General features: G+C 73.5%; 23 protein-coding genes. 14 read left to right on the top strand and 9 right to left on the bottom strand.

Annotated features, from left to right (window positions below):
• The first annotated feature begins 102 nt into the window (after positions 1-102).
• From ACIRQF_RS04910 to ACIRQF_RS04885, 6 genes are all read left to right on the top strand, one after another.
• A complete protein-coding gene (locus ACIRQF_RS04910) occupies positions 103-2,091 on the top strand; it encodes a SpoIIE family protein phosphatase (protein WP_382478494.1) in 1,989 nt (662 codons plus the stop codon).
• Positions 2,092-2,398: 307 nt separating this feature from the next.
• Positions 2,399-3,271 carry an Fpg/Nei family DNA glycosylase gene (locus ACIRQF_RS04905; RefSeq protein ID WP_389750359.1) on the top strand — a complete coding sequence of 291 codons (873 nt, stop codon included), beginning with the start codon at positions 2,399-2,401 and terminating at the stop codon, positions 3,269-3,271.
• Between the two features lie 52 nt (positions 3,272-3,323).
• The gene (locus tag ACIRQF_RS04900; protein ID WP_404088885.1) at positions 3,324-4,079 is read left to right on the top strand and encodes a LytR/AlgR family response regulator transcription factor; all 756 of its coding nucleotides are present in this window, start codon (positions 3,324-3,326) and stop codon (positions 4,077-4,079) included.
• A 75-nt stretch (positions 4,080-4,154) separates the two neighbouring features.
• Positions 4,155-4,559 (top strand): hypothetical protein, encoded by a 405-nt coding sequence (locus ACIRQF_RS04895; protein WP_382478124.1) that lies wholly within the window; start codon positions 4,155-4,157, stop codon positions 4,557-4,559.
• A gap of 10 nt (positions 4,560-4,569) precedes the next feature.
• Positions 4,570-6,309, top strand: coding sequence for a cation acetate symporter (locus ACIRQF_RS04890; RefSeq protein WP_404088883.1), 1,740 nt, complete (start codon positions 4,570-4,572; stop codon positions 6,307-6,309).
• Positions 6,306-7,523 carry a sensor histidine kinase gene (locus ACIRQF_RS04885; RefSeq protein ID WP_404088881.1) on the top strand — a complete coding sequence of 406 codons (1,218 nt, stop codon included), beginning with the start codon at positions 6,306-6,308 and terminating at the stop codon, positions 7,521-7,523. The genes ACIRQF_RS04890 and ACIRQF_RS04885 overlap by 4 nt, the downstream gene beginning before the upstream one ends.
• A 15-nt stretch (positions 7,524-7,538) precedes the next feature.
• On the opposite strand, the gene ACIRQF_RS04880 is transcribed toward ACIRQF_RS04885, so the two are convergent.
• The 3 genes from ACIRQF_RS04880 to ACIRQF_RS04870 form a co-directional block, all read right to left on the bottom strand.
• The gene (locus ACIRQF_RS04880; protein ID WP_376630804.1) at positions 7,539-7,988 is read right to left on the bottom strand and encodes a hypothetical protein; all 450 of its coding nucleotides are present in this window, start codon (positions 7,986-7,988) and stop codon (positions 7,539-7,541) included.
• Between the two features lie 177 nt (positions 7,989-8,165).
• Positions 8,166-8,579: a PaaI family thioesterase gene (locus tag ACIRQF_RS04875; RefSeq protein WP_404088878.1), complete on the bottom strand. Its 414-nt coding sequence runs from the start codon at positions 8,577-8,579 to the stop codon at positions 8,166-8,168.
• Positions 8,580-8,584: 5 nt separating this feature from the next.
• A complete protein-coding gene (locus ACIRQF_RS04870) occupies positions 8,585-9,172 on the bottom strand; it encodes a sigma-70 family RNA polymerase sigma factor (RefSeq protein WP_404088876.1) in 588 nt (195 codons plus the stop codon).
• Positions 9,173-9,403: 231 nt separating this feature from the next.
• Between ACIRQF_RS04870 and ACIRQF_RS04865 the strand changes: the two genes are divergently transcribed.
• The gene (locus tag ACIRQF_RS04865; protein ID WP_404088874.1) at positions 9,404-10,603 is read left to right on the top strand and encodes a CapA family protein; all 1,200 of its coding nucleotides are present in this window, start codon (positions 9,404-9,406) and stop codon (positions 10,601-10,603) included.
• Positions 10,604-10,627: 24 nt separating this feature from the next.
• Here ACIRQF_RS04865 and ACIRQF_RS04860 read toward each other — a convergent pair whose 3' ends face one another.
• Entirely contained in the window at positions 10,628-11,074 is a 447-nt protein-coding gene (locus tag ACIRQF_RS04860) for a universal stress protein (RefSeq protein ID WP_382478115.1), read from the bottom strand.
• 90 nt (positions 11,075-11,164) lie between these two features.
• Here ACIRQF_RS04860 and ACIRQF_RS04855 point away from each other — a divergent pair, with 90 nt between their 5' ends.
• Complete coding sequence (locus tag ACIRQF_RS04855; RefSeq protein ID WP_376630795.1) at positions 11,165-12,052, top strand: polysaccharide deacetylase family protein; 888 nt, start codon at positions 11,165-11,167, stop codon at positions 12,050-12,052.
• A gap of 96 nt (positions 12,053-12,148) precedes the next feature.
• On the opposite strand, the gene ACIRQF_RS04850 is transcribed toward ACIRQF_RS04855, so the two are convergent.
• Positions 12,149-12,808, bottom strand: coding sequence for a class F sortase (locus tag ACIRQF_RS04850; RefSeq protein WP_389759811.1), 660 nt, complete (start codon positions 12,806-12,808; stop codon positions 12,149-12,151).
• A 404-nt stretch (positions 12,809-13,212) separates the two neighbouring features.
• Between ACIRQF_RS04850 and ACIRQF_RS04845 the strand changes: the two genes are divergently transcribed.
• Positions 13,213-13,743 carry a hypothetical protein gene (locus ACIRQF_RS04845; RefSeq protein WP_376630791.1) on the top strand — a complete coding sequence of 177 codons (531 nt, stop codon included), beginning with the start codon at positions 13,213-13,215 and terminating at the stop codon, positions 13,741-13,743.
• A gap of 134 nt (positions 13,744-13,877) precedes the next feature.
• Here the strand turns inward: ACIRQF_RS04845 and ACIRQF_RS04840 are convergent, their stop codons facing one another.
• From ACIRQF_RS04840 to ACIRQF_RS04830, 3 genes are all read right to left on the bottom strand, one after another.
• Positions 13,878-14,438, bottom strand: coding sequence for a hypothetical protein (locus ACIRQF_RS04840; protein WP_389759808.1), 561 nt, complete (start codon positions 14,436-14,438; stop codon positions 13,878-13,880).
• Between the two features lie 165 nt (positions 14,439-14,603).
• On the bottom strand, positions 14,604-15,368 hold the full coding sequence (locus ACIRQF_RS04835) for a hypothetical protein (protein ID WP_376630788.1): 765 nt from the start codon (positions 15,366-15,368) through the stop codon (positions 14,604-14,606).
• Positions 15,369-15,429: 61 nt separating this feature from the next.
• Complete coding sequence (locus tag ACIRQF_RS04830) at positions 15,430-15,591, bottom strand: hypothetical protein (protein WP_382485547.1); 162 nt, start codon at positions 15,589-15,591, stop codon at positions 15,430-15,432.
• 985 nt (positions 15,592-16,576) lie between these two features.
• On the opposite strand from ACIRQF_RS04830, the gene ACIRQF_RS04825 reads away from it, so the two are divergent.
• The gene (locus tag ACIRQF_RS04825; RefSeq protein WP_376630786.1) at positions 16,577-17,389 is read left to right on the top strand and encodes an SAM-dependent methyltransferase; all 813 of its coding nucleotides are present in this window, start codon (positions 16,577-16,579) and stop codon (positions 17,387-17,389) included.
• Complete coding sequence (locus ACIRQF_RS04820; RefSeq protein ID WP_382485549.1) at positions 17,386-19,563, top strand: putative bifunctional diguanylate cyclase/phosphodiesterase; 2,178 nt, start codon at positions 17,386-17,388, stop codon at positions 19,561-19,563. The genes ACIRQF_RS04825 and ACIRQF_RS04820 overlap by 4 nt, the downstream gene beginning before the upstream one ends.
• 627 nt (positions 19,564-20,190) lie before the next feature.
• Here the strand turns inward: ACIRQF_RS04820 and ACIRQF_RS04815 are convergent.
• Positions 20,191-21,069, bottom strand: a complete 879-nt coding sequence (locus tag ACIRQF_RS04815; RefSeq protein WP_376630782.1) for a LysR family transcriptional regulator — start codon at positions 21,067-21,069, stop codon at positions 20,191-20,193.
• Positions 21,070-21,164: 95 nt separating this feature from the next.
• Between ACIRQF_RS04815 and ACIRQF_RS04810 the strand changes: the two genes are divergently transcribed.
• From ACIRQF_RS04810 to ACIRQF_RS04800, 3 genes are read left to right on the top strand one after another with little or no spacing between them, the layout of a single operon-like run.
• Positions 21,165-21,887, top strand: coding sequence for a succinate dehydrogenase (locus tag ACIRQF_RS04810; RefSeq protein WP_404088869.1), 723 nt, complete (start codon positions 21,165-21,167; stop codon positions 21,885-21,887).
• Positions 21,888-23,831 (top strand): fumarate reductase/succinate dehydrogenase flavoprotein subunit, encoded by a 1,944-nt coding sequence (locus tag ACIRQF_RS04805; protein WP_404088867.1) that lies wholly within the window; start codon positions 21,888-21,890, stop codon positions 23,829-23,831.
• A complete protein-coding gene (locus tag ACIRQF_RS04800; RefSeq protein ID WP_404088865.1) occupies positions 23,828-24,577 on the top strand; it encodes a succinate dehydrogenase/fumarate reductase iron-sulfur subunit in 750 nt (249 codons plus the stop codon). Before ACIRQF_RS04805 ends, ACIRQF_RS04800 begins: the two co-directional genes overlap by 4 nt.
• Positions 24,578-24,712 lie beyond the last annotated feature (135 nt).

The following is a 24,712-nucleotide window of genomic DNA, read 5'->3' as shown; positions in this document are numbered from 1 at the left end:
GCGGGCAGACGGGGCGGGGAGGCGGCCGAGCAGTGCCGCTGCGAGGCGGGTCCGGCGGGGCCGACCTGCTGTTTTCTTCATGACTTCGGCCAGGAATTCGGGATGGGCAGCTTCGACTGGGACCTGCTCACCGGTCGGATGACCATGGACGAGGGCGCCTTGCGCGTGTTCGACATGGACCCCGACACCTACGACGGCGACCCGGCGACCCTCGGCTCGCGCGTCCTGCCCGACGAGGGCCGCCGCCTCGACTCCCTGGTCGCCCAGGCCCTGAAGGACGGCAGCGAGCGCTACGGCGCCTACTTCCGCATCCGCACGCGCGCCGGGATCCAGCGCTGGACCCACACCCAAGGCGTCGTCCGGCGCGACGAGAACGGGCGCCCGTACCGCATCATCGGCATCGTCCGCGACGCCTCCGAGGAACTCACCGAGTCCGCCGCACGGCTCGGCCTCGACGAGGGGCGCCGACAGCGCACGAGCGTCGTCGAGGGCATGACGGCGGCCCTCGCCCACGCCCGCACCGTCCAGGACATCATCGACCTGCTCAACGACTCCCAGGGCCTGGAGCACTTCGGCGCGGCCAGCCTCGTGATGGGTCTCCTGGAGGCCGGCCGCATCCACCTGGTGGCCGAGGGGCCCGACGGCGCCTTCGTGCCCGGCACCCGGTTCACCCGGGTGGACGAGCCGTACCCGATGAGCGAGGTCGTCCGCACCCTGCGCCCCCGGTTCATCGAGTCGCCGGAGGACTTCGCCGCCTCCTACCCGGTCCTGTGGCCGCACATCAGCGGCCTCGGCGTCACCTCCGCCGCCTACCTGCCGCTGATCGCCCAGGCCCGTCCCATCGGCGCGCTCGGGCTGCTCTACAGCGACCGGACCGGGTTCAGCGCCGACGAACGCAACCTGCTCGTCGCCCTCGGCAGCTCCATCGCCCAGAGCCTGCAGCGCGCCATGCTCTACGAGCAGGAGCACGACCTCGCCGAGGGCCTCCAGCAGGCGATGCTGCCCCGGCGCATCCCGGACGTGCCCGGCGCCCAGATAGCCGTCCGCTACCGCTCGGCCCGGTTGGGGCGGGACATCGGCGGCGACTGGTACGACGTCATCCCGCTGCCCGGCGGCCGGGTCGGCGCCGTCATCGGCGACGTCCAGGGCCACGACACCCACGCCGCCGCCGTCATGGGCCAGCTGCGGATCGTGCTGCGCGCCTACGCGGCCGAGGGCCACACCCCCGCCACCGTGATGGCCCGCGCCTCCGTCTTCCTGCACGAACTCGACACGGACCGCTTCGCCACCTGCACGTACGCCGAGGCCGACCCCGCCACCGGACTCGTCCAGATCGTCCGCGCGGGCCACGTCGACCCGCTCGTCCAGGACCCCGACGGCACCGCGCACCGGCTGCCCGTCGACGGCGGCCTCCCGCTCGGGCTCTCCGCCGAGTTCGGGCGGCTCGACTACCCGGTCACCACCGCCGAGCTCGACCCCGGCCACACCCTGCTCCTGTACACCGACGGGCTCGTCGAGAAGCCGGGCGCCGACCTCGACGAAGGCCTCCAGTGGCTCTCCTCGCTGGTCAAACGCGGCCCGCGCGATCTCTCCCTGCTCGCCGACCACCTCTGCGACGTCGTCGACGAGCGCGGCGGCGAGGACGACGTGGCGGTCCTGCTGCTGCGCCGCGAGGGCACCCAGGCCCCGCAGGCCGGCGGCCGCCTCCAGCAGCACGTGGGCCAGAACGACCCCGAGGCGCTCAGCTCCGCCCGGCACATGATCCGGGCCGCGGTACGGGCCTGGGGCGCGGGCGGACGGTCCGACGAGATCGAGCTGGTCGCGGACGAGCTGACGACCAACGCCCTGATGCACACCGACGGCGGCGCGATCGTGACCCTGCGGATGCTCACCGGCCCTGACCGCCGCCTCCGCGTCGAGGTCGAGGACCGCTCCAGCGCCCTCCCGCGCCGCCGCGAGGCCGGCGATTCGGGCGTCTCGGGCCGCGGCCTGCTGCTCGTCGAGCGCCTCTCCGACCTGTGGGGCGTGGAGCCGCGCGGCAGCGGCAAGTGCGTGTGGTGCGAGTTCGTGACGGAGGAGACGGGGCTCTGACGGGTGTCCTCCCTTCGGGACCTCGCGGATGAGCGGGGGCTACGACAGGGCGGCTCTCTCGGAGGCGACGGGGCTACGACGGGTGTGCTCTCTCGTGGGCTCACGGAGGCGACGAGGCCACGACGGTTCTCCTCCCTCCGGGCCTCGCGGAGCAGAGGGCGCTCGGACAGGGCGGCGGGCCTCGTCCGCGTCGACCCGCCGGCCCACCTCGGCCCGGGAGAAGTCCCCGGCGCCCTCCAGGTCGCTCCCGGTGCGGCCGGGGGCGCCCTGACGCGCGCCCGTCCCGCCCGTGCGGCAGGGTGGGGACATGCCCGAACTGCCCGAGGTCGAGGCGCTCCGCGAGTTCCTCGACGCCCACCTCGTGGGCAAGGAGATCGCCCGCGTGCTGCCGGTCGCGATCAGCGTGCTCAAGACCTACGACCCGCCGCTGAGCGCGCTCGACGGCGCCCGGGTGACCGGGGTCGCCCGGCACGGCAAGTTCCTCGACATCGCCACCGAGGGCACGGCCGGGGAGCTGCACCTGGTCACCCACCTCGCCCGGGCCGGCTGGCTGCAGTGGAAGGACGTGCTGCCCTCCGGCTTCCCGAAGCCGGGGAAGGGGCCGCTGGCACTGCGGACCGCGCTCACCGAGGGCGACGGATTCGACCTCACCGAGGCCGGCACCACCAAGCGCCTCGCCGTGCACCTCGTCCACGACCCCGCCGAGGTGCCCGGCGTGGCACGCCTCGGGCCCGACCCGCTCGCCCCGGACTTCGACCTCGCCGCGTTCCGCGCCCTGCTCGCGGGCGAACGGCGCCAGATCAAGGGCGCCCTGCGCGACCAGAGCCTCATCGCGGGCATCGGCAACGCCTACAGCGACGAGATCCTGCACGCCGCCAGGATGTCGCCGTTCAAACCCACGCAGAACCTCACCCCCGAGGAGACCGCCGCCCTCTACACGGCGATGCGCACGACCCTCGCCGAGGCCGTCGAACGCTCCCACGGACTCGCCGCCGGCAAGCTCAAGGCCGAGAAGAAGAGCGGGCTCCGCGTCCACGGCCGCACGGGCGAGGCCTGCCCGGTCTGCGGGGACACCGTCCGGGAGGTCTCCTTCGCCGACTCCTCCCTCCAGTACTGCCCCACCTGCCAGACCGGGGGCAAGCCGCTCGCCGACCGGCGCACGTCCAAGTTCCTCAAATAGCCGGCCGGACTTCCGGGACGGTCTCCGGGCTCCCTGAAATAGACTCCCGCGCATGCTGCGCGTACTGGCCGTCGACGACGAGGCGCCGGCCCTCGGGGAACTCCTCTACCTGCTGCGGGCCGACCCGCGGGTCCGCACCGCCGAGGGCGCCGGCGACGCCACCGAGGCGCTGCGCAGGATCGGGCGCGCCCTGGAGGGCGGGCCCGACGGCGACGACGGCATCGACGTGGTCTTCCTCGACATCCACATGCCCGGCCTGAGCGGACTCGACCTGGCCCGGCTGCTCGGCGGCTTCGCCCGCCCCCCGCTCATCGTCTTCGTCACCGCCCACGAGGGCTTCGCCGTCCAGGCCTTCGACCTGGAGGCCGTCGACTACGTCCTCAAGCCCGTGCGCCGCGAACGCCTCGCCGAGGCCGTCCGCCGCGCCCACGACCTGGTGCACGCCACCGCGCAGACGCCCGCGCCCGAACAGATCCCGGTCGAACTCGGCGGCGTCACACGCTTCGTGTCCGTCGACGACATCGCGTACGTCGAGGCGCACGGCGACTACGCCCGCCTGCACACCGACCACGGCAGCCATCTGGTCCGCATCCCGCTGTCCGCCCTCGAAGAGCGGTGGGCCGCCCGCGGGTTCGTCCGCATCCACCGCAGCCATCTGGTGGCCCTCGGCCGGATCGACGAACTGCGCCTCGACGGCGGCGCGACCTCCGTGCGCGTCGGCGACGCCGAGCTCGCGGTGTCCCGTCGGCACGCCCGCGACCTGCGGGACCTCCTCATGCGCCGGCCTGATCGACAGGACGTCCCTTAGGCCGGCCCCTACCCGCCCCCGACCGCTTCCGCTTACACTCCACGGGCCCACCAGACCGTGAGAGAGCGGACGCCGATGTCCGAGCACCACCCTCCCCCGGCCGCCGGCCGGGGGGACCCCCCGCGCCGGCCCCGGCGCGAGACCGTCACGCACGCCTCGGCCGTGGGCGCCGGGTCCGTACCCCGGCCCCGTCCCCATCACGCGCCCGCCCGCTCGGAGATCAGCGAGCAGACCACCCTGGGCCACACCTACGTGCGCTCCCTGATGCGCAGCCAGCTGCGCGCCGCGCTGACCGGTCTCGGCGCGCTCGTCCTGCTCGTGGGCCCCCTGCCGCTGCTGCTCGCGCTGCCCGCGCCCGAGGCCGCCGTGTGGGCGGTGCTCGGCGTCGGTGTCCACCCGGTGGTCTGGGGCATCGCCCACTGGTACGTCCGGCGTGCCGAGCGGAACGAGCGCGACTTCACCGGCCTCGTCGAGCGGTGACCCCCGGGGCATGAACCACAGTTACGCGGTCGCCGCCGTCACCGCCGTCGTCCTCGCCACCGTCCTCATCGGCGGACTCGGCCTGCGTATATCCCGTACCACCTCGGACTTCTACGTGGCCTCCCGCACGGTCGGCCCGCGTCTCAACGCCGCCGCCATCAGCGGCGAGTACCTCTCGGCCGCCTCCTTCCTCGGCATCGCCGGGCTCGTCCTCGTCCAGGGCCCCGACATGCTCTGGTACCCGGTCGGCTACACCGCCGGCTATCTCGTGCTGCTGCTCCTGGTCGCCGCGCCGCTGCGCCGCTCCGGCGCGTACACCCTCTCCGACTTCGCCGAGGCCCGGCTGGAGTCCCCGGAGGTCCGGCGGATCGCCAGCCTCTTCGTCGTCGGCATCGGCTGGCTCTATCTGCTGCCCCAACTCCAGGGGGCCGGGCTGACCCTGGAGATCCTCACCGGCGCCCCGGACTGGCTGGGCGGGCTCGTCGTCGCGCTCGTCGTCACCGGCATCGTCGCCGCCGGCGGCATGCGCAGCATCACCTTCGTGCAGGCCTTCCAGTACTGGCTCAAGCTCACCGCGCTGCTGGTCCCCGCGTTCTTCCTGGTCGCCGCCTGGTACGGGGACGGCGCCCCGCGCGCCCGGTTCGACGCCCCGGCCGCCTTCCGGTCCCACACGGCCGTCCGGGTCGCCGACACGGTACGGATCGAGGTCGACGCCCCGCTGACGCTCACCGTCACCGGGAGCGTGGACGAGCGGGCGTACGAAGGGGCCACGGTCACCCTGCGGCCCGGCACCCACCGGGTCGGGAAGGGCACCCGGCTCGCCTTCCCCGCCGGCGCGCCGGTGCCCACGCGCGCGTCGAGCGGAGCCGACCCCCTCGGCTGGTCGCAGCCCCTCGCCGGGGGCCGGGACGGGCACCAGCTCTACGCCACGTACGGGCTCATCCTCGCCACCTTCCTCGGCACCATGGGCCTGCCGCACGTCGCCGTCCGTTTCTACACGAGCCCGCACGGCCGGGCCGCCCGCCGCACCACCCTGGTCGTCCTCGGCCTGGTCGGCGTCTTCTACCTGCTGCCGCCGTTGTACGGGGCCCTGGGCCGGATCTACGCCCCCGAACTCGCCCTGACGGGCGCGGCGGACGCGGCCGTGCTCGTCCTGCCGGAACGGCTGCTCGGCGGGGTCCTCGGCGACCTGCTCGGGGCGCTCCTCGCGGGCGGCGCCTTCGCCGCCTTCCTGTCGACCGCGTCCGGTCTCACCATGTCGGTCGCCGGGGTCCTCACCCAGGACGTGCTGCCCTCCCGGGGCGTCCGGCACTTCCGGCTCGCGACGCTGCTCGCCACCGCGGTACCGCTGACCGCGGGGATCGTCGCCTCCAAGGTGCCGGTCGCCGACGCCGTCGGCCTCGCCTTCGCGGTCTCCGCCTCCTCCTTCTGCCCGCTGCTCGTGCTCGGCATCTGGTGGCGGCGGCTCACCCCGCCCGGCGCGGTCGCCGGGCTGCTGCTCGGCGGCGGCTCCGCGCTCACCGCCGTCATGGTCACCCGGGCCGGGCTGCCGCCCGGGGGCTGGCCGCACACCCTGCTCGCCTGGCCCGCCGTGTGGTCGGTGCCGCTCGGTTTCCTCAGCATGATCCTGGTGTCCCTCGCCACCCCGCGCAGCGTCCCGGCCGGGACGCCGGGGATCCTGGCAAGGCTGCATCTGCCGGAGGAGTTCAGCGGGCGGCCCGAGGCCCAGGCGCTGGGGGGCGAGCGGTGAGCGGCATCGTGGCGGCCGCGGCGGCCGCCGTCGGGGCCGTCCTGCTCGCGGCCGGGTTCGTGCTCGGGCGGAGCACCGCCCGGCGCGGTCGCCGCGCCGCCGACCTCGACCTCGGGACCCCCGTCGAGCGGGCCACCTTCCACACGCTGCACACCGCCTCGCTCGCCGCGCCTCCGCTGCGCGCGGGGCTCACCGAGGAGACCGCGGGCAGGGCGGCCGGCCGGCTGCGCTCCCTGCTCGGCACCGAGGCGCTGTGCCTCACCGACCGGACCGCCGTCCTCGCCTGGGACGGCACGGGCGACGGGCACCACCGCGAGGCGGTGACGGAGCTCGTCGCGGAGACCCTCGCCTCGGGCCGCAGCCGCTCCGTGCACACCGGCTGCCCCGGCGACTGCGCCGACCCCGAGTGCCCGCTGGGCTGGGCGGTGATCGCCCCGCTGACGGGCGAGGACGGGGTGCTCGGCGCGCTCGTCGCCTACGGCTCGCGCGAGTCGGCGGTGCTGGTGCGGGCGGCGACCGAGGTGGCCCGCTGGGTGTCCGTCCAGCTCGAACTGGCCGAGCTGGACCGCTCCAGGACCCGGATCGTCGAGGCCGAGATACGGGCCCTCCGTGCCCAGATCTCACCGCACTTCGTCTACAACTCCCTGGCCGCCATCGCCTCGTTCGTGCGCACCGATCCTGGGCGGGCCCGCGACCTGCTCCTGGAGTTCGCGGACTTCACCCGCTACTCCTTCCGGCGGCACGGCGAGTTCGCCCAGCTCGCCGACGAACTGCGCGCCATCGAGCAGTACCTGGCACTCGCCGGAGCCCGCTTCGGCGACCGGCTCCAGGTGACCCTGCGGATCGCGCCCGAGGTGCTGCCGGTGACGCTGCCGTTCCTCTGCCTGCAGCCGCTGGTGGAGAACGCGGTCAAGCACGGCCTGGAGGACTCCGCCGAGGGCTGCCGGGTCGTCATCGCGGCCCGCGACGCCGGCGCGGAGGCCGTCGTCACCATCGAGGACGACGGGGTCGGCATGGACCCGGAGCTGCTCCGCGCCGTCCTGCGGGGCGAGCGCCCCTCGGACTCGGGCGTGGGTCTCTGCAACGTCGACGAGCGGCTCCGGCAGGTGTACGGGGCGGAACACGGCCTCGTCATCGAGACCGGCGTCGGCGCGGGCATGAAGGTGACCGTACGGATCCCCAAGTACCGCCCGGGCGTGCACCGGACGGCCTGACGGAGCCTCCCGCCCTCAGCACAGCTGCAGCGCGAGGTGGCTCAGCGCGACCCCGGCCTGCCATGCGGGCAGCCATACCTGGCGGTCCTCGTCGACACCGGTGAGCCCGGCGAGCCCGGCCAGGTCGGCGGCGCGCAGCTCGGTGGCCCGGAGCCGCCGCCAGGTGTCCCGGGCCAGCGCGAGGTCCGGCCCCGGGGCGCCCGGGGCCGGTGCGCCGAGCCGTTCGCCGACCCAGGCGGACCAGGGGTGGTCGTGGGCGGTGCGGCGCAGCCAGTCGGCCGGGTCCGCGCCGGACAGCAGGACGGTCAGGGACAGGGTCCGCACCCCGGCCCGGAACTCCAGCGAGCCGGGCGCGACGAGCCCGCTGGTCCGCAACACGTCGTCGGCCACGTACTCGGCGCACAGCCAGTCCATGGGGACGGCCAGCCCGCCTCCGCCGGCGCCGTTCGTGCTTTCGGGCAGCACCGTTTCCACCTTCTCCCGGACGTCACGTAACGAAGGCCCCGGTGACGAGCCTCCTCCGAGAAGGGCGCGTGCGGGGCGCATTCGCTCAACTCGCCCGAGTGGTTTCGGACACGGCCCCCGCCACATCGGTGCAGGTGAGAGCCGTGTGACAGCGGTGAAGTCGGAGACGGGGGAGGATCAGCCGAGGAGTGCGTAGACCGCCGTCGCGTGGGCCGCGGGCTCCTCCGTGCCCTCGGCGGTCATGGTGATGTCCGCGAAGGCCATCCGCTTGCCGGCCTTCGTCAGCCGCGCCCGCACCAGGACGTCCGAGCCGAGCACGGCGCGCTGGAAGCTGATCGACTGCTGGACCGTGGTCATCGGGACGAAGCCGCCGCGGGCGGCGGACACCGCGATGACCGTCGCGGTGTCGGCGGCGGCCATGAGCGCCTGCCCCGAGAGCCCGCCGCCCTCGCGGGCGAGCCGGTCCGACCAGGGGAGCCGGAGGACGGCCTCGTGGCCGTCGACGGAGGCCACGGAGAGGCCCAGGTCGAGCACCCAGGGGGCGAAGTTGTCGGCGAGGATCTTTTCGGCGGCGATGAGAGTCAGCGTCACGGGCGTCATTGTGGGGCGACGGCCGGGGGCCGGGCAACGCCCGTGCGGTGCCGGGGCCGGTAGCCGGGGAGCCGGTGGCCGAGCTGACGCAGCGCGTAGTGCGAACGGGACTTGACGGTGCCGGCCGGGATGCCGAGGTCGGCGGCGGCCTCGTTGACCGTCAGGCCGCGGAAGTAGAGCTGGACGAGGACGGCGCGGTGCTCGGGGCTCAGCCCCCGGACCGCCGCCCGGACGTCGAGGGCCGCGTCCGCGGACTCGGTGGTGTCGGCGGGGTCGGCGGTGCAGGCCAGCATCCCGTCGCCGATCTCGGTGGGCCGCGACAGCCGGGAGCGGCGTGCGTCGATGGCGAGCCGCCGGGCCACCGTGAACAGCCAGGGGCGCATCGACTCGTAGGAGGAGTCGAAGGCCTCGGGGTGGAGCCAGGCGCGCACCAGCGTCTCCTGGGCGAGGTCCTCCGCCCGCTGCCGGTCGCCCTGGGTGAGCCCCAGGAGGAAGGCGAGCAGGGCCTGGCCGTGCTCCCGCTGGAGTTGCTTCAGGGCCCGCTCGTCGGTGGTCGCCCTCGCTGTCGTCGGTGCCATCGGTGCCGTCGTCATGGTGTCGCATCCGAACGCATCCGATCGGCGAGGGACAGGGAACGGACAAGGCTCTGCGACGAACGGTCGCACCGCGCGGTGAATGGTGCGGCGAACGGTCGATGCGGAAGCACTGCGTCCGATTCAGCGGGGTTTCCCGCGGAATACGGCAATGACCCTTGACTGTCGCTTATCTCCCCTGTGGATTCGCATGAACAGATGTTCATCCTACGAATCAGCGGAGCCCGGCAGATGACCCCACGCACCAGATCCGGCGCGGCGGCCTTCGCCGTCGTCCTGCTCACCGCGGCCACCGGCTGCGCCGTCGCCGAGCACGCCGCCGACCGGTCGGCCGCCACGCCCGGCCGCAGCGGCTCCGCCGAGCGCCCCGCGGCCCCCGGAGGTCCGTCCGCACCGGCCCCCTTCACCCTCGTGGCCTCCGGCGACGTCCTGCCGCACGACTCGGTCATCCGGCAGGCCGCGGCCGACTCGGGCGGCGCCGGCTACGACTTCCGCTCCATGCTCTCGGGCGTCAGGTCCGTCGTCTCCCGCGCCGATCTGGCCATCTGCCACATGGAGACCGTCTACGGCGAGGCCGGCGGCCCCTACACCGGCTACCCGGCCTTCAAGTCGCCGCCCGAGGTCGCCGCCGCGCTCAGGGAGACCGGCTACGACTCCTGCTCCACCGCCTCCAACCACACCCTCGACGACGGCGCCGGCGGGCTCCGCCGCACCCTCGACGCGCTCGACAGGGCGGGCGTCCGGCACGCGGGCTCGGCCCGTACCGCCGAGGAGGCCGCCCGGCCCACCCTCCTCAAGGCCGGCGCCGCGACCGTCGCGCAGCTCGCCTACACCTACGGCACCAACGGCTACCCGCTCCCCGAGGGACAGCCCTGGGCCGTCAACCTGATCGACGAGCAGCGGATCCTCGCCGACGCCCGGGCGGCCCGGAAGGCCGGTGCCGACGTCGTGGTCGTCTCCCTCCACTGGGGCACCGAGTGGCAGACCGACCCGGACCGGCGCCAGCTCACGCTCGGCCGTGCGCTCACCGCCTCGCACAGCGGGAACCGCCCCGACATCGACCTGATCATCGGCACCCACGCCCATGTGCCGCAGGCCTACGAGAAGGTCAACGGCACCTGGATCGTCTACGGCATGGGCGACCAGATCGCCGGTGACATGGTCAACTACGAGGGCGCCCACGACCCCCGCGGCAACCAGGGCACCCTCGCCCGCTTCACCTTCGCCCCGCCCACCCGTTCCGGCGGGCGCTGGACGGTCTCCAAGGCCGAGTTCGTGCCCCAGCTCTTCGACACCGCCCGCGGCCGGGTGGTGAACCTCAATGAGGCGATCGAGAAGGGCGAGGCGCGGTACGGCGGGACCCGTGACGCCGTCCGCGGGGTCGTCCTGGGCCGGGGCGCCGCCCGCGACGGCCTGATGATGGGGGAGTGACCCCCCTGGGCCGGGGGCCCGGTTCTACGGCACCACGGTGACCGGCCAGCGGCCCGCCTTCACCAGGCGCACCGCGACCGAGCCCACGAACCGGTGCCCGGCCGACTCCGAGGCCCCCACCACCACCGCGTCCGCCTTCAGCTCGTCGGCGGCCGAGACCAGACCCGCGTAGGCGTCGCCACGGAAGGTGTGGAACTCCCAGCGCACCCGGAAGATCTCCTTCACGCGCTCGGCGGCCTCCCGGATCTCGGCCACCAGGCCCTCCGCGATCTCCTCCGTCGTGCCGGCGACCGGCGCGCCGAGCGAGACGCCCGCCGCCATCACGGGCTGTACGTAGACGAGGGCGAGCAAGGCGTTCTGCCGGCGCGCCAGGCCCGCCGCGTACGCCGCCGCGCGCAGCGAGGAGGCCGAGCCGTCGACCCCGGCGACGATCACCTTCGGGCCGTCCGTACCCCGTTCGAATCCACTCACCCTTCGAGGCTATCGGCTCATCAGGTGCTTTCGGACGGGTGGTCGGTGTCGCTGCGCGGACGGTGCCGTCCTCCGTACGAACCATTGGTCATGAAAAAGGATGAGACGACCACAGGGCGCCGGTCGCTGCTGCGCCTCGCCGCCGCCCTCGGCGCCACCGCCGCCGTCGGGGTCTTCGCCACGGACCGCCTCACCGGCCCTGAGACCGGCCCCGACGGCGCCCCTGAGGCCTCACGCGGCGCCGCACCCCCGGCCCGGCCGTCCGCACGGCCCACGCCCGGCGCGGCGGGACCCCAGGCCGCCCGGCTGCGCCCGGCCGCGTACCGGCTGCAGCCGATGACGGGCTACGCGCCGCCCGCGTTCCGCAGGGCGCTCCCCCCGGTCAGGACCCGGCCCTTCCTCCGGCTGACCGGAGTCGGGCGCTCGATGGTGCTCACCTTCGACGACGGGCCCGACCCCCGCTACACCCCGGAGATCCTCGCCACCCTGCGGCGCTACGACTGCCGCGCGATGTTCTTCGTGTGCGGCGAGATGGCGGTCGACAACCAGGACCTGCTCAAGGAGATGGCCGACGACGGACACGTCGTCGGCAACCACTCCTGGTCCCATCCGCTCGTCCCCAAGCTGCGCCCGTCCCGCATCCGCCACGAGCTCGGCGCCACGAGCGAGGTCATCGAACGGGCCCTGGGCGCCGCGCCGCTGTGGTACCGGGCGCCCTACGGGGCCTGGAACAGGCTCTCGTTCGAGATCGGCGCGGAGCTCGGCATGGAGCCGCTGGCGTGGACCGTCGACACCCTGGACTGGCAGGAGCCGCCGACGGACAGCATCGTCCGCCGGGTCCTGGACGGGGCCGGGCCCGGGGTCGTCGTCCTCAACCACGACGCCGGCGGCAACCGCTCGCACAGCGTCGCCGCGCTCAAGCGCTATCTGCCCGAACTCCTCGACTCGGGCTACGCCATCACCGTCCCGCGCCGCTGACCGGACGGCCCCGCCCGCCCGGCCCCCGGGGCCCGCCGGGCGCGGGCCCCGGCACCCTCTCAGGTGCCGGGGCCCCGGGCCGTACGGGCGGACGTCCTACCGGGAGCCCACCATCCGGGCGTAGACGACCACGTTGCCGTCGTAGCCGTGCGCCCGGGAGTAGCCGCCGCCGCACGTGATCACGCGCAGTTCGGGCTCGCCGGTGTCCGCGTAGACCTGCACCGGGAAGTCGTTCTTCGCGTAGACGTCGACGCCGTAGATCTCGAAGACGGCCACCCGGCCGTCGTACCGCTCGACCTCGATGTGCTGACCGCGCTGCAGGGAGCCCAGTCCGTAGAACACCGCGGGTCCGGCCAGGTTGTCGACGTGCCCCACGACGACCGAGGTGCCGCGCATGCCCGGCGCGATGCCGTTCTGGTACCAGCCGGCGAGGTTGGCGTCCTCGGCCGGCGGGGCGGCGATCCACCCGTTGGCGTCGAGACCGACGTCGATGACCGGGGCGGCCACCCGGAGGGCCGGGATCTTGATCCGTGAGGCCGGGGCGAACGGCAGCGGCTCCAGACCGAAGCCGGGCGTGGCGGCCGGGGCCACCGGCCGGGCGACCGGGCGGGACGCGGCGGTGGGCTGCGGCGGGCCGGACTCGAAGCCGACCCCGTTGCGCATTATGGCCACCCCGGAGAGCATGACGAGGGCCAGGGCGCCCCAGGGTTGGCGTCTCCTGGCGGCTTCGAGGAAGCTGAAGTCCTTGGGGCTCATGGTTCTCCCGGGCTCATGGATCTCCCTTGGTACGTCACGGGAACGGTAAGGGCGCGGGGGGAAACCGGCGATCGGAGCGGGGCGAACGGGTGGCGGCCACCGCGACGCCCGCCTGCCCGGACCGTGAAGGGACCCGTGCGAGGGCCCCGCGGCGATGCCCGTGGGCGGTGCCCCGGCGTCCGGGTGATGACCCGTCCGAGTAATCGTCAGATCATCGACCTGATGCCGTGTGACCTGCGGCTCCGTCAGGTCGCGACCCCCGTTCGGCCGATGCCGGGCCTCACCGGGGTGGCCCAGTGTCGACATGCGCGCATTCTCCGCGCTTGTGATGGTTCGTCATGGAAGGCGTACTCGTCGATACTCCCGGAGCACCGCTTTGGGGCGCCTTCAGTGGAGGTTCAACCATGCGTGCTGTACGCACTCTGGCGGTGACGGCGACCGCGTTCGCGGCGCTCGGGCTCGCGGCCCCCCTCGCCACCGCCACCTCTGGGCCCAGCAGCGTGACCGCCGACTCCTTCCAGGCCCCCGGGGGCGGTGACAACTCCAACGGCGTTACCGTCTCCCCGTTCGCGGTCCACCAGGGGTCGATCCTCACGATCACCGTCAGGGGGTGCGCCGGGGGCACGGTCACGTCCAGTGCCTTCGCGACCACCACCCTCTCCGCCGCCAACAACGGCGTGTCCACGGCCACCGCCCGCATCTTCAACAACGCCACGCCGGGCCAGTACCAGCTGACCGTCCAGTGCAACAACGGGCGCACGCTCACCCAGTCCTTCCGTGTGCTGCCCGGCCAGGGCGCACAGGGCGGTCTGGGCGGCTCGCTCGCGCCGAGCTCCGCGGAGATGGCGGTCGGCGGCTCCCTCGTCGCCGCCGCCGCGCTGGGCGGGGGCCTGTTCATCGCCCGCCGGCGCCGTACGGCCCGCGCCGGGGTCTGACCGGTCGAACCTCCCGGTGGACCCGCAACGCCCGTCGCCCCCGGACCCTCCCAGGGTCCGGGGGCGACGGGCGTCGGGAGCGGTGCGGATCCCGGCCGCGGAGGGGCGTCCGGAGGCGGGGCGCGGCGGCGCCGTCAGTGCCGCCGGCCTGCCGCCGACCTGCGACGGATCACGTAGGCCAGACCGCCCGCCGCCGCGAGCGCCATGGCGCCGCCGGCCGCCATCGTCCAGCCGTTCGTCGGGTCGACCGAGCCGCCGAGACCGCCGGCGACACCGCGCGGGGTCGCGGGGCGCAGCGTCGAGAGCGCCGTGGGAGTGGCGGTCGCGCCACCGGTGATGGTCAGGTCGACGGTGCTCTGCATGCCGCCCGTGCAGTTGAAGGAGACCGTGTAGACCGCGCCGCGCTTGGCGTCGATGTCCACGGTGGCCGTGGCCGCGGAGCCCGGCGCGATCGTGACGGTGTCGAAGATGCCCGCCGAGGCCGTCGCGGTGCTCGCGCAGCCCGGGGCGCTGAGGGTGACCCGGCCGCCCGGGGCGACGAACGCCGGGGAGACGACGAAGTCGCCCACTTGCCGCGCTCCGGGCGCCCGGGGGTTGGGCGCCGGCGCGCCGTCTACGGCGACGGCGTGGGGGGCGGCCAGGGCGAGGGTGGCCGCCCCCAGCAGAGCGGTGGACGCGGCACGTATCGCGCGCATGGTGATCCTCCGGTCTCCGAGGAGCAGCTGCGGAAGGTTTTTCCACGAATGGCATGAGATGCCCCTCGATGCCGGCAACGCTAGGAGCCCACTACCACAGCCGCGATCCCAGACGCGCGAATGGGGCACCGATGTCCCCCACCCGGCCCAACATCCGGCGCCCGGTCAGCCCATGAGCTGCGGGAAGAGATCGGTGAACGGCGCGGCGGTGGCCGAGATGCCGCGGCCGAACGGGGCGTCGAAGTCCCAGATGAGGAAGAGCAGGAAGGCGATGAGCGCGCTGAAGAGGCCGGCGAGCAGCACCTCCCTGCCGGTGCGCCGGATCTGCAGGGTGAAGATGAGGCCCACCGTCACCAGGGCGCCGATGACGAGACCGAACCACACCACGCCCGGCATCGTCGCGCCCGCGTTCTGCCCCCGGGACCCCCGCGCGTCGTCGGCGACCGCGACCTGGTCCACGAGCGGCTGGTAGGCCTGGCCCTCGAAGTCGTTGGCGGGCTGGTAGTCGGTCACGCTGCGGCGGACCTTCTCCAGGAGCTCCGTCCCGGTGTCGCTCAGCTCGTTGTGGTCCGACATGTACGGGAACTCGTCGTGGACGACGTAGCTCACGTACGCGTCGACGTCGGACCGGATCCGGTCCCGTACGGCCGGCGGGTAGACCTGGGCGCGGGCGGAGATCTCGTGCAGGGCCTGCGCCTCCTGGCGCACGGTCTCCTGGGCGGCGCTGCGCGCCTCCCAGACGCCGGCGATCGCGAGGCCGAGCACGATGGCGTACACCACGCCGATCATCATCGTCATGTACTCGATGACGTCGGGGGTCTCACTGGGGTCGTCGTCCTCGGGGATCCTCCGGTGGTTGATGACGACGATGGTCAGGACGACGGCGCAGGCGGCGGCCATCGCGAGGGACAGGACAAGCCATTCGGACAAGGGTTCCTCCGTCGGCCGGGCCGGGGCCCGGCGGAATCGAGCGCTCGGCGGTGACGAGCGGTCAGCGGGAGCGGGGGCGCAGGATCGCGGTCGCGAGCACCGCGGGGGCGGCGATGAGCAGGGTCGTGCTGAGCACGTTCGGGGCGCTCTTCGGTGTGACCCGGGCCGCGCGCCGGTAGTGCGGCAGGGCGACGGGTCCCGGGGCCGGCGGGCGCGGCCGCACGGTCGGCGTCGGTGAAGGCGGCGGAGGGGGCGGCGGCGCCGCTTCGGGCGTCCGGGGCGCGGGGCGCGGACGCGGGGGCTCCGGGACCGGGGCCGGCTTCGGCGGGGGAGCGGGCCGGGTGGTCGGCGGCTTCGGCTTCGGCGGCGGGGGAGGGGGCGGCGTCGGCTTCGGTGTCGGCTTTGGGGTCGGAGTCGGGGTCGGCTCAGGCGTCGGGGTCGGCGTGCACGTGGGCTGCGGTGGGTGCGTGGGGTGGGGATGGTGGGTCGGGTGCGGTGGATGGGACGGGTGCGGAGGGTGTGAGGGATGCGGCGGATGGCCGGGGCAGGCCCCCGGCCCCGCGGACACCACCGAGACGCTCGAACCGTCCGGGCCGGTCGAGGAGTAGGCGCACGCGTCGGCGCCCGCGGGCGCCGGGGCGCTCAGGAGCCACACCAGGGCGCCGGCCGCGAGCGGCCGCGCCAGACGCGATCTGTACAGAGGCGACGGAGACACGCCTGGCAGCATGATCATATGGACCGACCCGGCGGGCCGGAACGGCTCCGGATTCCCCGGATGGTGGGGATCTCGGGTCCCACGGGTTTGACGTTTCACGTCGTTCTGTCGGCTCACGCGTACCCAACGGCGCCAACGTCCCTGCCGTTGCGGCCGATTCGGGAAGAATGCGCGATCGGCGCGGTCGTTCGGACCGCTCGTGCGGAGAACTGGCCGGTTGTCGCCCTTCGTTGGTCCGCGAGTGGCGTCGTCCCGGCCTTCCGGGCCGTACGGGAAGGGCCTTCCGGAATCCGCGCGTCCATATGCACGTGAATTTGCACGACCTGAAGGCGTGAACTGTTCCTTACCCGCCGCACGTGCCAATGGCGTGTGACCAAGAACGGATCGCGAATTTCCGTTTCTACTCGCTCTCCAGGCGGGCGATCAGTAGCCTCAGCTCGAACGTATGCTGCGAACACATGGCCGCATCCATGGCGACTTGATGGAGACTTTGATGGAGCGTCCCGCCTGGGCTCCGCCGGGCATCGATATCTCGGTGCCGAGCGTGTCCCGTATGTACGACTTCTATCTGGGCGGCTCGCACAATTTCGAAGTGGACCGGGAAGCGGCCCGCAAGGCCATGGAGTTCCTGCCGGGACTCCCCAAGATCATGCAGGCGAACCGTGCCTTCATGCGCCGGGCCGTCCGGTACGCCGTCGCGGGCGGCGTCACCCAGTTCCTCGACATCGGTTCGGGGATACCGACCTTCGGCAACGTCCACGAGGTCGCCCAGGCCGCGAGCGACGCGTCGCGGGTGGTCTACGTCGACCACGACCCGGTCGCCGTCGCCCACAGCCGGGCCGTGCTCCAGGGCGACCCGCGTTCCGCCGTGGCCGCCGCGGACCTGCGCAAGCCCCGCGAGATCCTGCGCAGCCACGAGGTCGGCGAACTGCTCGACCTGGACCGCCCGGTGGCCCTGCTGCTCGTCGCCGTCCTGCACTTCCTGGAGGACGAGGACGAGCCCGGTGCGGCCGTCGCCGAGCTCCTCGACGCGCTCGCCCCCGGCAGCCTCCTCGTCCTCACCCATGCCTCCTACGAGGGCATCCCGGCCACCCAGGAGCAGGCCGGCGGTGTCGTGGACGTCTACCGCGACATCCGCAACCCGCTGGTGATGCGCGGCCGCGAGGAGATCGGGCGCTTCTTCACCGGCACCGAACTCGTCGAGCCCGGACTCGTACCGATGCCCTTGTGGCGGCCGGACAGCCCGGACGAGGAGGAGGATCCCTTCGCCTTCTCCGGGTTCGCAGGGGTGGGGCGCAAGGCGTGAAGCTGCCGTCCCAGCCGACCGGTGCCGCGGCCGATGCCGACGGACCGGAGGACAGACTCAGACGGTTCGTGACCATCTGGAGTCGCGCCGTGTTCCCGGTCACCGCCACGTCGATGACCCGTCAGGAGTTCGAGCGGCACCTGCTGCCGCCGGCCCGGGAGCTGTCCGAGGCCCTGCACGCGCGGCCCTTCGACACCGCGCCCGCCCACCGCGTGGGCCAGGCCCTCGTGGCCGCCCACTGCACCGACCCCGACGCGCTCGCCCGCAGCCTCGGGGTGGTCGACGCGTACCTGGTGCTCTACTGCGGCGACGAGCAGGAGAATCCCGCCGAGGAGCTCCGCGCCCGCTGCGCCCGGCTGCAGCACGCCATGGCCGCCGGCTTCGCCCAGGCCCTGCGCGAGCGCACCCTGGTCGAGCAGGAGTCCATCGCCCACTCGGCGCTCTCCGCCCGCAGCGCCGCCGAACTCGCCCTGCACGCCACCGAGAGCCGCTTCCGCGCGGTCTTCGACGGCGCCGCGATCGGCATCGGCATCGCCGACCTCGACGGCAACGTCCTGGAGGTCAACGAGACCCTCACCCGGATGTTCGGCGGCCTGGAGCAGACCGTCCGGAGCCGCAACATCGCCGAGTGGGTCCACCCGGAGGACGGCCCGCACGTCTGGCGGCTCTACGACGAACTGGTCCGCGGCGAACGCGAGCACTACCGGGTCGAGAAGCCGTACTACCGCAGCGACGGCACCGTGCTGTGGACCAACCTCACCGTCTCGCTGCTGCGCGACGCCGCCGGCGCCCCCCAGTACCAGCTGGCGCTGATGGAGGACACCACCGAACGGCGGCTGCTCAACCTGCGGCTGCGGTACGAGGCCACGCACGACGCCCTCACCGGGCTGCCCAACCGGACGCTGTTCTTCGAGCGCCTCGAGAAGACCCTCGGGCCGGCCGGCGACACCCGCTTCGGCCTGTGCTACCTCGACCTCGACGGCTTCAAGGTCATCAACGACAGCCTCGGTCACTCCACCGGCGACCGGCTGCTGGTCGAGGTGGCCGACCGGCTGCAGAGCTGTGTCGCCGCGCCCGGCGAGATGGTCGCCCGGCTCGGCGGCGACGAGTTCGTCGCCCTCACCACCGGGCCCGGCACCGAGCGGAAGGTCGCCGAGCTGGCCGACCGGATGCTCGCCGTCCTGGCCTCCCCGATCAGCGTCGACGGGCGCGAGCTGACCGTCCGCGGCAGCGTCGGCGTGGTCGAGGGCCCGGCGGGGGAGCGGACCGCGGCCGAGGTGCTCCGCAGCGCGGACATCACCATGTACCGGGCCAAGTCCGCGGGCGGCAACCGCTTCGAGTACGCCGACGCCGAGGCCGACGCGCGGGCCATCACCCGGCACGGGCTCACCACGGCGCTGCCCGCGGCCCTGGAGCGCGGCGAGTTCTTCATCGAGTACCAGCCGCTGGTGCACCTCGGTGACGGCAGCGTGCACGGCGCCGAGGCGCTCGTGCGCTGGTGCCACCCGCAGCACGGGGTGCTCGGTCCCGACCGCTTCATCCCGCTCGCCGAGAACACCGGCCTCATCGTGCCGCTGGGCCGCTGGGTGCTCCAGGAGGCCGTGCGCCAGGCCCGGTTCTGGCAGGACGAGGCCCCTGGCGGCCGCAAGGCCACCGGCCCGCTGCGGATCAACGTCAACCTGTCGCCGACCCAGCTGCACCACCCGGGTCTGGTCGCCGAGACCGTCGACGTCCTGGAGCGCTCCGGGCTCGAACCGGGCGCCCTGTGCCTGGAGGTGACGGAGTCGGCCCTGATCGGCGCCGACGACGACCTGCTCAAGCCGCTGCGTCAGCTCGCCGAGATGGGTGTGGACATCGCGCTCGACGACTTCGGCACGGGCTACTCGAACCTCGCCAACCTGCGCCGGCTGCCGGTGAGCGTCCTCAAGCTGGACCGGTCCTTCACTCAGGGCATGCAGCAGCACCCCGCCGACCCGGTCGACCTCAAGATCGTCGAGGGGATCGTGCAGTTGGCCCACAGCCTGGAGCTCGCCGTCACGGTCGAGGGCGTGGAGACCGGGGCCCAGGCCCAGCAGCTGCGCGAGCTCGGCTGCGACACGGCCCAGGGCTGGTACTACGCCCGGCCCGGCGCCCCGGACCGGATCCACTCCCTCGTCCTGGCGGACGCGGTGTAACCGGCGCGGGGCCCGTGGGCATCCGCCCACAGGGCTGCGCCCGGCCGATGGGGCGCTGCGCGCCGCAGCCGTCGCCCGCCCCGTTGTGGGCAGTCGTTCCGCTGGGGCGGAACGGGTGGGCACAACGGAACGCAGCGCCTTGCCGCGCCTAGGCCTCTACCGCTTTGACGCCTGCCGCGAGGGCGCGGCGCCGTGAGGGTGCCGGCAGGTGCGTGGGGCGGAACGCGCCGTCAGGCGCGGTCCCGTGTGCCCACCCGTCCCGCCCCAGCGGGACGATTGCCCACACGGAGGTGGGGCCACCGAGCGGTGGGCGGGAACAGCACGCCGGGGGTGGATGCACCGCCAGGCGCGGTCCCGCGTCCACCCCGCCCTGCGGGACGACTGCCCCCACGGAGGGGGCGCCGCACGGCGTGGACCGTGCGCAGGGCGGGGCCGGTACGGACGCGTGCCCGCACGGCGCGGGGCCCGCACCGCGAGCGACTCCTACGGCGGGGGCTCGTGCGGCGGGGGCCCGTACGGCGCGGGGCCCGTACGGCGCGGGGCCCGCACGGCGCGGGGCCCGCACGGAGGCGGGCCGCACGGAGGCGGGCCGTACGGAGGCGAGTCGTGCGGACGCTGGGGGAGCGTTCAGCTGCGGTTGAGCAGCAGCTTCTGCAGTTCGCGGGCCGCCCGCGGCGGTGCCACGTCGCTGCGGTGGGCCAGCGCGATGGTCCGACGCAGGCCCGGTCGCGCCAGGGCCGTGACACGCAGGTCGCGGCCCGCCCGGGCGGCGACCATGGTGGGGACGACGGCCAGTCCGAGCCCCGCCCGTACGAAGCCGAGGACCGCGTCCATCTCGCCGCCCTCCACCGTGAACGAGGGCTCGAAGCCCTCCGCTCGGCAGGCCGCCACGGTCAGTTCCCGCAGGTCGTAGCCGTGCCGGAACATCACCAGGGGCTGGTCGCGCAGATCCGCGATCCGCACCGGCCGGCGCGGTGCGGGGGCGGACGCCGAGGACACCACCACCAGGTCCTCCGTCAGCAGCTCCACCGTGGTGAGGGCGGGCGACGGGGTGGGCAGCGGCAGCACCACGAGCGCCAGGTCGAGCGCGCCGCGCGCCAGCTCCCGGACGAGGTCGTGCGAACCGCCCTCCTCGATGAGCAGCTGGATCCCCGGATGCTGGTCGTGGAAGGCCCGCAGCACGTCCGGCAGCAGCCCCGTGCACAGACTGGGCGTCGCGCCGAGCCGCACCCGGCCGCGCCGGAGCTGCACCAGCTCCTGCACCTCGTGCCGGGCGGTGTCGGTGTCGGCGAGGATGCGGCGGGCCAGCGGCAGCAGAGCCTCGCCCGCGTCGGTGAGGGCGATGTTGCCCCGCGCCCGGCTGAAGAGCTCCGCGCCCAGCTCCTGCTCCAGGGCCTTGATCTGCTGCGAGAGGGAGGGCTGTGAGACGTGCACGCGCTCGGCGGCCCGGGTGAAGTGGCGGGTCTCGGCGACGGCCACGAAGTAGAGGAGCTGCTGGAACTGCATGGCACCACCCTACCCGGGGTCATAGCCCGCGCCTATCGAGATGAGCCGAACCATGTCTTGGACCTCTCGGGTCCTTCGGCCCTACCGTCGCTGGCATGGCTTTGGCAACGAAGACCGACCGGACGACGCCCCGGCCCCCCGCCTCCCCCACCCGCGGCTTCTGGGCGTCCACGATCGGCAAGAAGACGGTCATGGCCGTGAGCGGCCTCCTCATGCTCGCCTACCTCGTCGCGCACGTCGCGGGCAATCTCAAGGTCTTCTTCGGCCCCGAGGAGTTCAACGCCTACGGCCACTGGCTGCGCGTCATGGGCGCCCCGGTGCTGCACCACCAGTGGGGCCTGTGGATCGCCCGCGTCGTGCTCCTCGCCGCCGTCGTCGCGCACGCCGTCTCCGCGTACCAGCTCAGCCGCCGCGACCTCAGGGCCCGCCCCACCGCGTACGTCCACCGCCGCAGGCGCTCCTCGTACGCCACCCGCACCATGCGCTGGGGCGGCGTCATCATCGCCCTCTTCCTCGTCTGGCACATCCTCGACCTGACGACCGGGACCCTCCACCCCGGCGGCTTCGAGGAGGGCAAGCCCTACCAGAACGTCGTCGACACCTTCTCCACCTGGTACGGCGACCTCGTCTACATCGTCGCCATGCTGGCCGTCGGACTCCATGTCCGGCACGGCTTCTGGAGCGCCGCCCAGACCCTCGGAGTCGGCAACGCCCGCCGCGAACGCGTCCTCACGTTCCTGGCCAACGCGCTCGCGCTCGTCCTGACCGCGGGCTTCGTCTCCGTACCCGTCGCCGTCATGACCGGAGTGGTGAGCTGAATGACCTCCACCGACTACACCCTGGGCGCCCCGCTCACCGACGAGAAGGCCCCCTCGGGCCCCATCGCCGAGCGCTGGGACACCCGCCGCTTCCAGGCCAGGCTGGTCAACCCCGCCAACCGCCGCGGCCACCGCGTCATCGTCGTCGGCACCGGCCTCGCCGGCGGCTCCGCCGGCGCCACCCTCGCCGAACAGGGCTACCAGGTCGTCCAGTTCTGCTACCAGGACTCCCCGCGCCGCGCCCACTCCATCGCCGCCCAGGGCGGCATCAACGCCGCGAAGAACTACCGCAACGACGGCGACTCCGTCCACCGCCTCTTCTACGACACCGTCAAGGGCGGCGACTTCCGCGCCCGCGAGTCCAACGTCCACCGGCTCGCCCAGATCTCCGTCGAGATCATCGACCAGTGCGTCGCCCAGGGCGTCCCCTTCGCCCGCGAGTACGGCGGACTCCTCGACACCCGCTCCTTCGGCGGCGTCCAGGTCTCCCGCACCTTCTACGCCCGAGGCCAGACCGGTCAGCAGCTGCTGCTCGGCGCCTACCAGGCGCTGTCCCGGCAGATCGCCGCCGGCAACGTCGAGATGCACCCGCGCACCGAGATGCTCGACCTGATCGTCGTCGACGGCCGGGCCCGCGGCATCGTCGCCCGCGACCTGATCACCGGACGCGTCACCACCCACTACGCGGACGCCGTCGTCCTCGCCACCGGCGGCTACGGCAACGTCTTCTACCTGTCCACCAACGCCATGAACTCCAACGCCACCGCCGTGTGGCGGGCCCACCGGCGCGGCGCGTACTTCGCCAACCCCTGCTTCACCCAGATCCACCCCACCTGCATCCCGCGCACCGGCGACCACCAGTCCAAGCTCACCCTGATGAGCGAGTCGCTGCGCAACGACGGGCGCATCTGGGTCCCCAAGGCCCAGGGCGACACCCGCCCCGCCAACGAGATCCCCGAGGACGAGCGCGACTACTACCTGGAGCGCATCTACCCGTCCTTCGGCAATCTCGTCCCCCGCGACATCGCCTCCCGCGCCGCCAAGAACGTCTGCGACGAGGGTCGCGGCGTCGGCCCCGGCGGCCAGGGCGTCTACCTCGACTTCGGCGACGCGATCCGGCGGATGGGGCGTGCCAAGGTCGAGGAGAAGTACGGCAACCTCTTCGACATGTACGAGCGGATCACCGCCGAGAACCCGTACGAGGTGCCGATGCGGATCTACCCCGCCGTGCACTACACGATGGGCGGCCTCTGGGTCGACTACGACCTCCAGACCACGGTCCCCGGCCTCTTCGCCGTCGGCGAGGCCAACTTCTCCGACCACGGGGCCAACCGGCTCGGCGCCTCCGCCCTCATGCAGGGCCTCGCCGACGGCTACTTCGTGCTCCCCGCCACCATCAACGACTACCTGGCGCGCCACCCGCACAGTGAGCCCGTCACCGACGAGCACCCCGCCGTACGGGAGGTGCTCGCCGAGACCGAGGACCGGATCCACCTGCTCCTCGCCGTCGACGGCGACCGCACCCCCGACTCCTTCCACCGCGAACTCGGCGAACTCATGTGGGAGTTCTGCGGCATGGCCCGTAGCGAGGAGGGCCTGCGCAAGGCCCTGCGCCGCATCCCCGAGATCCGTGAGGAGTTCTGGCGCCGGATCAAGGTCCCCGGCACCGGCGAGGAGTTCAACCAGTCCCTGGAGAAGGCCAACCGGATCGTCGACTACCTGGAGCTCGCCGAGCTGATGTGCCTCGACGCCCTCCATCGCGAGGAGTCCTGCGGCGGTCACTTCCGCGAGGAGTCCCAGACCCCCGACGGCGAGGCCGCCCGGCGCGACGAGGAGTTCTCCTACGTCGCCGCCTGGGAGTTCACCGAGGCGGGCACCCCGGTCCTGCACAAGGAAGACCTCGTCTTCGAACACGTCCACCCCACCCAGCGGAGCTACGCATGAGGCTCACCCTGCGCGTCTGGCGCCAGAAGAACGCCGACGCCGACGGCGCCATGTCCACCTACGAGGTGGACGGCATCTCCTCCGACATGTCCTTCCTGGAGATGCTGGACACCCTCAACGAGGAGCTCATCCTGCGCGGTGAGGACCCCGTCGCCTTCGACCACGACTGCCGCGAGGGCATCTGCGGTGCCTGCAGCCTCGTCATCAACGGCGACGCCCACGGCCCCGAGCGCACCACCAGCTGCCAGCTGCACATGCGGTCCTTCCGGGACGGCGACACCATCGACGTCGAGCCCTGGCGGGCCGCCGCCTTCCCGGTCGTCAAGGACCTCGTCGTCGACCGCTCCGCCTTCGACCGGATCATCCAGGCCGGCGGCTATGTCAGCGTCCCCACCGGCTCCGCCCCCGAGGCACACGCCACCCCGGTCCCCAAGGCCGACGCCGACCTCGCCTTCGAGCACGCCGAGTGCATCGGCTGCGGGGCCTGCGTCGCCGCCTGCCCCAACGGCTCCGCGATGCTCTTCACCTCCGCCAAGGTCAACCACCTGGGCGTGCTGCCGCAGGGCGCCCCCGAGCGCGAGACCCGCGTGCTCGACATGGTCGCCCAGATGGACGCCGAGGGCTTCGGCGGCTGCACCCTCACCGGGGAATGCGCCACCGCCTGTCCCAAGGGCATCCCGCTGCCGTCGATCGCGGCCATGAACAAGGAGTGGCTGCGGGCACGGCGCAAGGCCGCCCGCTCGTAGCGGCGGTCGACGTGCGCGCCCCCAGTTCCGGCGCCGTTCCCGGCGGACGCCGCCCACCCGCGTGGCGTCCGCCGGGAACCGCGCCGAGAATGGGAAGGCGGGCGGGTCACGCCGTCCGTGCGAGGGATCCTGTCG

The organism is Streptomyces sp. NPDC101191, assembly GCF_044767915.1.
Classification (GTDB): Bacteria; Actinomycetota; Actinomycetes; order Streptomycetales; family Streptomycetaceae; genus Streptomyces.
Note: the sequence above shows the minus strand (reverse complement) of the source record. Positions and strands in the feature narration are given on the sequence as shown.